Origin of the sequence: Lactococcus sp. UBA7128, from assembly GCF_002492185.1 — a bacterium.
Lineage (GTDB): Bacteria > Bacillota > Bacilli > Lactobacillales > Streptococcaceae > Lactococcus > Lactococcus muris.
Window position 1 is genome coordinate 20519 of sequence record NZ_DKXK01000006.1, and the last position, 8456, is coordinate 28974.

At 38.4% G+C, this 8456-nt stretch carries 8 protein-coding genes; 6 read left to right on the top strand and 2 right to left on the bottom strand.

From position 1 onward, the window contains the following. Positions 1–56: 56 nt before the first annotated feature. Complete coding sequence (locus tag B4H39_RS00840) at positions 57–1310, bottom strand: DEAD/DEAH box helicase (RefSeq protein WP_251423078.1); 1254 nt, start codon at positions 1308–1310, stop codon at positions 57–59. Positions 1311–1366: 56 nt separating this feature from the next. Between B4H39_RS00840 and B4H39_RS00845 the strand changes: the two genes are divergently transcribed. From B4H39_RS00845 to recQ, 3 genes are all read left to right on the top strand, one after another. Continuing rightward, on the top strand, positions 1367–1990 hold the full coding sequence (locus B4H39_RS00845; RefSeq protein ID WP_251423080.1) for a YigZ family protein: 624 nt from the start codon (positions 1367–1369) through the stop codon (positions 1988–1990). Positions 1991–2001: 11 nt separating this feature from the next. Next, a complete protein-coding gene (locus B4H39_RS00850) occupies positions 2002–3024 on the top strand; it encodes a DUF475 domain-containing protein (protein ID WP_251423083.1) in 1023 nt (340 codons plus the stop codon). 353 nt (positions 3025–3377) lie between these two features. Beyond that, entirely contained in the window at positions 3378–5156 is a 1779-nt protein-coding gene (gene recQ, locus B4H39_RS00855) for a DNA helicase RecQ (protein ID WP_202231037.1), read from the top strand. 171 nt (positions 5157–5327) lie between these two features. Here the strand turns inward: recQ and B4H39_RS00860 are convergent, their stop codons facing one another. Further along, a complete protein-coding gene (locus B4H39_RS00860; RefSeq protein WP_251423086.1) occupies positions 5328–5921 on the bottom strand; it encodes a TetR/AcrR family transcriptional regulator in 594 nt (197 codons plus the stop codon). A 480-nt stretch (positions 5922–6401) separates the two neighbouring features. On the opposite strand from B4H39_RS00860, the gene B4H39_RS00865 reads away from it, so the two are divergent. From B4H39_RS00865 to B4H39_RS00875, 3 genes are all read left to right on the top strand, one after another. Then, a complete protein-coding gene (locus tag B4H39_RS00865) occupies positions 6402–7172 on the top strand; it encodes a TraX family protein (RefSeq protein ID WP_237459991.1) in 771 nt (256 codons plus the stop codon). Positions 7173–7213: 41 nt separating this feature from the next. Next, the gene (locus tag B4H39_RS00870) at positions 7214–7411 is read left to right on the top strand and encodes a hypothetical protein (RefSeq protein ID WP_202231039.1); all 198 of its coding nucleotides are present in this window, start codon (positions 7214–7216) and stop codon (positions 7409–7411) included. A 475-nt stretch (positions 7412–7886) separates the two neighbouring features. Next, positions 7887–8183: a hypothetical protein gene (locus B4H39_RS00875; protein WP_202231040.1), complete on the top strand. Its 297-nt coding sequence runs from the start codon at positions 7887–7889 to the stop codon at positions 8181–8183. Positions 8184–8456: the final 273 nt, after the last annotated feature.

Here is an 8456-nt window from a genome sequence, read left to right on the forward strand (position 1 = left end):
GAGCTGATAAAAGGAAAGCGAAGGAGAGAAATCAGATTGACAGAGTAAGCACTTCATCAGAAACCACCTGCTTGGTTCATTGCTCTAATATTTTTATAGGCTTCTAGCATGGAGTTGGTTTTGCCCAGATGGAAGAAATAAACCTTCCCATCAGATCTTTGAGGGCTACGTCCAACACGTCCTGCGATTTGGATTAAACTTGACCGGGTAAAGTTATGATGATGGCTGTGATAGACGAAAACATCAACTTTAGGGAAAGTAACACCGCGCTCCAATATTGTTGTTGACACAAGGATGGAGATTTCCTTCTGTCTGAATTTTTCTACATTTTCTAGTCGCTGAGTACTTGTTGAGGCAACAAAAGAAATCGTTTCTTTAGGAAATTTTTCTACTAAATCTTGAGTCAGTGCTTTACCTTGTCTTATTTCAGGAACAAAAATAAGTAAGGGAAAACCTGTAGTTCTTTGTTTTTTAATCATTTGGTAAAATTTGCTCTGCCAGAAGAATTGTGGGAGAACAAGTGGGGAACCGTGAAAACGCCGCGGCAATTGTAATTTTTTGATGTGCCCTAATTTTACTTGTCTCTCTAAATCATGTGTAGTTGTTGCAGTTAGATAAATCAAGGTTGAAGAAGGTTTTCGCGCTTGGTTGAGCGCGAAAGAAAGAATGTCATTATCAGGGAAGGGGAAAGCATCAACCTCATCAAGAATGAGTAAGTCAAAGGAATGACGAAAACGTAAGAGTTGATGCGTTGTAGCAATGACTAGGGGAGAGCGACGGTAGGCTTCTCCTTCCCCGTGTAAAAGTGAGATGGGGCAGGAAAAGTCTTTCTTTAAACGCCGGTAAAGTTCCAGACATACATCAATCCGAGGGCTTGTCAAACCGACAGCTTCCCCTCTTTTTAGTGTTTCGTTAATGACTTGATAAATCATCTCTGTTTTTCCAGCGCCAGTTACCGCTTGGACGAGTATCGTTTCATGCTTTTGGTTCAAGTGGACCAGCTGTTCGGATATAGACTGCTGAGAGGGAGTCAAGTCCCCTTCCCAGCTGAGATAAGAGACTGCTGGGAAGCGCTCCGGAGGAAGATGGTAGAGTTTTTCATCGGAGCGAACACGTCCCATCTGAATACAGTAGGGACAATAGTAAGCCCCAATCGGTAACTGTACTTCTTTCTTCTCACTGGTTTTTCCACAGCGGCTGCATCTGACTTTAGTTTTTGAAATTTCTTTCATCCCCTCTAAAAGAATAGCCTGAATAGGTACTGCGCTTAATTCTTTTTTGAGGAGCAATCTCCCGTATAATTCGTTCATATTCTTCTTGGACGAAAAAAGTCGCATGTTTTCACTAATTTTGATAAAATTTATTTATGACGATTACTATAAAAAAGGATTTTTGTGCAGAAGAAGAAATCAAAAAGTCGCGCTTCATTTGCCATTTGAAGCGCGTTTATACTGAAGAAGAAGCGCGTGACTTTATTGCGAAGATAAAAAAAGAACATTATAAGGCGACACACAATTGTTCGGCTTTTGCTTTGGGTGATCGACAGGAAATTCAGCGCTCAAGTGATGATGGTGAACCTTCGGGAACAGCTGGGGTTCCCATGTTAGAAATTTTGAAAAAAAGACAAATTACGAATGTCTGCGCTGTAGTTACCCGATACTTTGGCGGAATTAAACTTGGTGCGGGCGGCTTAATACGTGCTTATGCTGGCAGTGTGGGACATGCTTTGGATCAAGTGGGCTTGGTGCAATTTGTCACTCAGGAAGAGCTCATACTGAAATTGGATTACAGTAATTTTGACAGCTTGCAGCGTTTCTTAAGTAAACAAGGTTTAGAAATCTCTGAAAGTGAATTCTTATCAGATGTGACCGTTAAACTTTTTGTGGATTTGGATGAAACAGAGCGAGTACTGGAAGATTTAATCGAGCAGTTTAGCGGAAAAATTTCTGTAACAAAAGGGGAAAAACAACTTGTAGAAGTGGACATTTAGAAAAGGGATTTATGAAAATTTTTAGAAGCTCGTTTATTGTTAGTATTATTGCGTTGGTTGCTGCCTATATTTATGCAGGCTGGGACGGTCTTATGATTACAGCCATTCTTGCAGTATTGGAAATTTCACTTTCAATGGATAACGCCATAGTCAATGCAAGAATTTTAGAACGGATGAGCCTTGCCTGGCGTAAAATATTTCTAACGGTGGGAATTTTAATTGCTGTAGTGGGGATGCGTTTGATTTTTCCGCTTTTGATTGTGGGGGTATCGGCTCACTTGGATCCGGTGAGTGCGATGCGCTTAGCTTTGGAAAAAGGGGATTCATCGATTCCAGGGACATATGGTTATATATTGCATCATGCTCATCCCACTATTGCCGCTTTTGGCGGAATGTTTTTGTTGATGCTAGCCTTGGGATTTTTCTTTGACAAAAGAGCACATACGTGGTTGAAATTGCCTGAAAAACTCTTACAACAAATTGGACATTTTCCGGCAGCCAATGCTATTATTTCTCTGATTATTCTCCTTTTAACAGCAGAATTTGTTGCTGCTGATGCACATGCGATTCTTTTTTCAGGGATTTTAGGTATTGTGACTTTTATGCTGGTTAATGGCTTTGGAGAGATGATGACAGAGCACTTGCCAAAGCATGCAACAGGAGAAGCGACGTATGCAGTTGGTCGTGCAGCCTTCTCGCTTTTCATGTACTTGGAAGTTATTGATGCTTCTTTTAGTTTTGATGGTGTGATTGGTGCTTTTGCAATCACTTCTGATCCAATTATTATTTTGCTGGGTTTGGGTGTCATAGGGGCAATGTTTGTCCGCTCTCTTACACTTTATTTGGTTGAAAAAGGAACACTTAATGAGTTAGTATATTTAGAACACGGGGCACATTGGGCAATATTGACCTTGGCTATTCTTATTTTAGCAAGTATTCGTTGGGAAATAGGTGAAGCGGTAACTGGATTACTTGGCGGTTTGATTATTGTGCTTTCCTTTATCTCAAGTGTCCTTTATAATCGTACACATTAAGCAAATTTTTGGAAAAAGCCTGTTATTAGTAGTGCGGTTATTTACTTCAGAAGCTCCTGCTTGGTCAGGAGTTTTTGACTTTTTTAAGTACGATGTGTAGATGAGAGCAATTAAAGATTGATAGAGGTTATTTTTGAAGCTGTTCACGTTATAGTCAATTCGCGGCAGATTTGAGTTGCATATGGCCATGCTGGATTGGGTTACGTTCTCTTATCGTGGCATTTGTCAATTATCAGTCAAGCAAGTTAAAAGTCAATAGCTAATACAATTCTTCGCCAAACCAGCACATCAGAATGATTGTTTATTTTTTCACCAGCAACACAGTGCATCATATTTTGCTATAATAAAAAAAGATGAATTTAGAAGAAAAACTCAAAGAATTTTTCGGTTACGAAAGTTTCCGCCAAGGGCAAAAGCAAATTATAGAACAAGTCTTACAAGGGACAGATACACTCGGTATCTTACCAACGGGGGCTGGAAAGTCGATTTGTTATCAGCTTCCAGCACTTTTACAAGAGGGGATAACTTTGGTCGTTTCCCCTTTGATTTCTCTCATGAAAGATCAAGTAGACCAGCTCAATATCGCCAATATCCCTGCTACTTTTATCAACTCAACTGTGGATGAGATGGAGGTACACTTTCGGATGCAACAGGTTGAAAGCGGCCAAGTTAAGATTTTATTTGTTGCACCGGAGCGTTTTGAACTGGAGTCTTTTAATTCCTTTTTACAGCACTTGCCCATTGATTTAGTAGCTATCGATGAAGCACATTGTATTTCCCAGTGGGGGCATGACTTTAGGCCCTCTTATGTTACTTTTGCTGAGCGTTTATCTGATTTGCCAACTTCACCGACGATATTGGCTCTGACAGCTACAGCGACTCCTCGTGTTTCACAGGATATTCAAGAACTTTTGCATATATCAGCAGAAAGTACTGTAAAAACTGGATTTTTACGAGAAAATCTTCGCTTTGAAGTAGTGAAAGGCAAGGATAAACGGGATTTTTTAAAGTCCTATTTAAAGGAGCATCAAGATGAATCAGGCATTATTTATGCCAACACACGCAAGGAGGTGGAAGAAGTTACGGAATGGCTCAACCGTAACCATTTTCCAGCAAAACGTTATCACGCAGGGCTATCTGAAAGGGAACGGCAGAAAAACCAAGAGGATTTTCTTTACGATGCTGTTCCGATTATGGTCGCAACAAATGCTTTCGGCATGGGAATCAATAAGAGTAATGTTCGCTTTGTGATTCATTATGGGATGCCTGCAACGATTGAAGCTTATTATCAGGAGGCTGGTCGTGCGGGGCGTGACGGTTTAGATTCGGATGCTGTTCTTTTGTTTTCACCTAATGATGTGCGTTTGCGCAACTTTCTCATCGAACAAGGTGAGGGAAGTGAGCAGCACAAGGAACAAGAGTACGAAAAGCTCAGACAGATGCAGGCTTATGCGAGTTCAGAAACTTGCTTGCAAGGCTATATTTTGCAGTATTTTGGTGATAAGGGTGAGGACTGTCACAAGTGCTCGAATTGTTTGGATGATCGTGAGCGTACGGATGTTACCTTGGAAACCCAAAAAGTGCTGTCCTGTGTAGTTCGCATGGAGCAGCGCTTTGGGAAGACAGCAGTAGCACAAGTATTGGTTGGTTCTAAAAATAAAAATTTAGCCCGCTGGAACTTTGAAAAACTCTCTACTTTTGGCATTATGAAAGACTATTCTCAAAAAGCGATTGGAGAATTGATTGACTTTTTGACTGGGGAAGGCTATCTGGTAGTTTCTGCGGGGAAATATCCCTTACTCGGGGTTTCGAAGCGCGGTATAGACGTGCTGCAGGGTAGAGAAAGAGTTTGGCGCCGTGCAGCTTTGAGTCCAGAGAAAAAGACGACAGCATCAGAATTATCCTTTAATGCAGAACTGTTTGAAGACTTGCGTACACTACGTCTTGAGCTTGCCAAAGAAGAAGGCGTTCCACCTTTCATGATTTTTTCAGATGCTTCACTGAAAGATATGGCACGAATCATGCCTCAGGGAGAAGAAGAATTTTTAAAAGTCTCTGGTGTGGGACAAGTAAAACTGAAAAAATATGGTAAAGCTTTCTTAGAAACTGTGAAAGCCTACGAAAATAGATAAATTCTTAAAGAAAAAACGCTTAAGATGCGCAATGAAACGCATCTCTGAGCGTTTTTTCTTTGGATAAAATAAGTTTCTTTCTCTCTTATGTTCAGGTTATTTTTGCTCACTCTCTCCGTTTTTAGCTGTCTTCTGATTTGCTTTAGCAAGAGTTTTATAAAGACCTTCCTTTTATTTTCTCGTGTAAAGTGCCGTGAGCGACGGAGCAAGCATATCTAAGCGGTCATTTGTTATCGTTTCAACAGATAAATCAAAATTATTGACAAACCATTCTTGCCAAATGGCTGTAACACCAGAAGCCATAAAGTTCACATATCTTGAGATGAGTTTCTTATCGTACATAGACAGGACATTTTCAATCGCAACATGGAAATGATTGTAGTACACCGCTTGTAGCATTGAGATAAAATCAATTCCGCTATTTTTGAAGAGTAAGCCCTTGATGTATTTGCGGTTTGCATAGAAATATTTATCGACGCCTAGAGCATTGTCGTACAGGGTAGCTTTTATTGCAGAAGAGCTGTTCATGTTCACAAAGTCAAGTAAATGGGTGTTCTTTTCTTGAAGCTTTTGGCTGAACCCAAGCAGCAGTTCTTCAACCAAGACATCAAGTACATCCCTTATATTTCTAAAATACTTATAAAAGGTTACACGACTGATTTGGATCGAAGACGTGATTTCTACAATTGAAATAGATGTTATAGGTTTGGTTTCTAAAAGCTCTATTGTGTGATTGATAATGGCTTGTGCAGTTTCAGAAAGCACTGTTGTAGTCCTCCATTTTGTCTATTTATTTTTGACATTCAAAAAGGAATAATTTATTAAGGTTTACAAATGTAGTTCAAATGTAAATTGTCAAAGTCGCATAATAATTATACAATAATAATACGAAAATAATAAATGTATTAATAAGAATGCTTTGAAAAGAATAATATTAACAAAAGATTAAGAAAAAAGTTGGCAAAAGTAATGTGACCTGATCTGATCTGGAGTGCTTTTGGCACCAATTTTCATCTTCAATAGCGTATTATGCGTCTAAAATAGGGGAAGAATTATCAATGGAGCCTTTTTCTATCTTCTCTGCTGGCTAGCTTTGAACAATAGACAAACAAGAACTGACTTCCTTTTTCAATCTTAAGTTCTTGTTTGTCTGCTGCTCAAGGAGAAAGTCTTTATAAGAAAGAGGAAAAAGCTCTCATCTTTTGGAAAAAAGCAAGGTTATTAAGCTTATAAAGGAGAAAAATTTTGCAAGAAATTCAAACAAAAAACAGTATTTTCAATGGGACAAATCTCAAACTTTTTGCAGTTGTCTTGATGATTTTTGACCATATCTTTCAGATGTGGAATACTGCTGACGTACCACAGTTCTTCAATATGCTGGGACGACCTGTTTTTCCCATCTTCTTGTTTTTAATGGCCGAAAGCTTTTTCTATACGAGAAGCAAGAAAAAACTCATGACCCGACTCTTGATTGCCTCTCTCTTGATGGGGGCAGGAAATATTTTGCTCAACGTTTATTTGCTGCGCAATCCAGACATTACGCTTATTAATAATGCTTTTTCAACTTTCTTCATGACAACGGTTTACATGTATGCTTGGGATTTATTGAAAGCCAAGAAGATTTTAAAAGGCATTGTCATTACTTTGCTCCCTATTTTACCTGCCCTTTTACAAGTTTTGATATTAAATGAGAATACACCAACTTGGTTGATACAGCTGTTCCTACTCGTTCCTAACATTTTGATGGTTGAAGGCGGCTTTATGGTGGTTATTTTAGGGCTTTTATTCTATATTTTTAGAGAAAAACGTTGGATTCAAATCTTATGCCTCGTCTTACTTTCAATGGGGCTGTTTCTTTTAGAAACTAGGGGCATTCAGTGGATGATGGTGTTTGCAGCGATACCGATGGCACTGTACGATGGGAAAAAGGGTAAAGGGATGAAAAATTTCTTTTATATCTTTTATCCAGCACACATCTACATTTTCTACATTTTGGCTACCTTATTCGCTAAATAGATTTAAATACTTATGAAGAAATTTATGGAAGGAGGAAAGACGTGAAGTGGTTTTGTCAAGGTGTCATTTCTTATGCAGTTATCGTAGCTGTTAACCTAGGAATTAAAAAGCTGTTGCTGGCCTACGTACCATTTTTACAGCATTCAGATTCAGCAGAGTGGACGAGCTGGGGAATTTCAATGATTATTGGGATTCTTCTTTTGTCGTATTTAGCTAGAGAACATTACAGAAGTAAATGACAAAAAAGTAAAGTGACTAATGTCAAAGCTCAACTAAAAGGAACAATGGAAATCGGAGAAGAAGTGCGAATCAATGTTTTTAGTCAAGTCCAGAGAACCGTTGTTCGTTGAAAAAATAGATTAAATGAAGTCAATATATTATAAAACTGAGAGAGGTGTTTAGCTATATTTTAGCGCTGTTTCTTATTTTATTTTTTACAGCACCATTTAATTCAGCTGAATCTAGTGTTTTAAATAGCATAGGATTTGCATAGTTCTTTTCGTATCAGGCATTAAAAATCGTGAAAAAATGGAAATGCGTGATATAAAAGTGAACCTCGCAGAGAAAGTAATATGAATTTGTTCGAAGCGTTGATATGAAGACAGTAGATTAACAAGAGGAGAACTGGAAGAAAAGACCAAGAGGAGTTTTTACACTGGGGCAAGGTTTTTGAATTTTAAATTAAAGAACAAAGAGAAAGATGAGGAGATAAGTATGACTCACATTACATTAAAAAACACCAGTACAGGTGCTACGCGCATAGTTAAACAAGGTTTTTCATGGACCGTATTTTTCTTTGGCATTTGGGCATTGATGTTTAGGGGCGAGTGGAGAGTTATTGGTTATATGTTCCTTGGAGTTACGATAGTTAGTTTTATTAGTTTCATGTTGACGGGGCAAATGTGGGAAGTTTCTTTGCCTTCATTGGGAGGTTTAACCTTTATTTATGCTTTTTTTGCGAACAAACAGTTAAAATATAGCTTGCTGAACAAAGGTTGGGAGATTGTTTGAGTTTTAAATCTAGAGAGCTAGATATTTTAAGTTTCCATATCGTGGTCTCTTTTTAGCATTATGGTTAAAATTTGAAGAAAAGCGTGCTGGCTTTTCTTTATTTTATTTGAAAAACACTTGACAAATGTCAGCGTTTAATTTAATAAGAAGTTCCAAAGAGAACTTCTTTTTTGTTGAAGCTCCGATACCATTATTCTAGAAAAGGGGAATAATAAAAATGAGGTGCTGTAAAAATTCCTCCATCGACTATTTCTCATCAAACACTCATTTCAT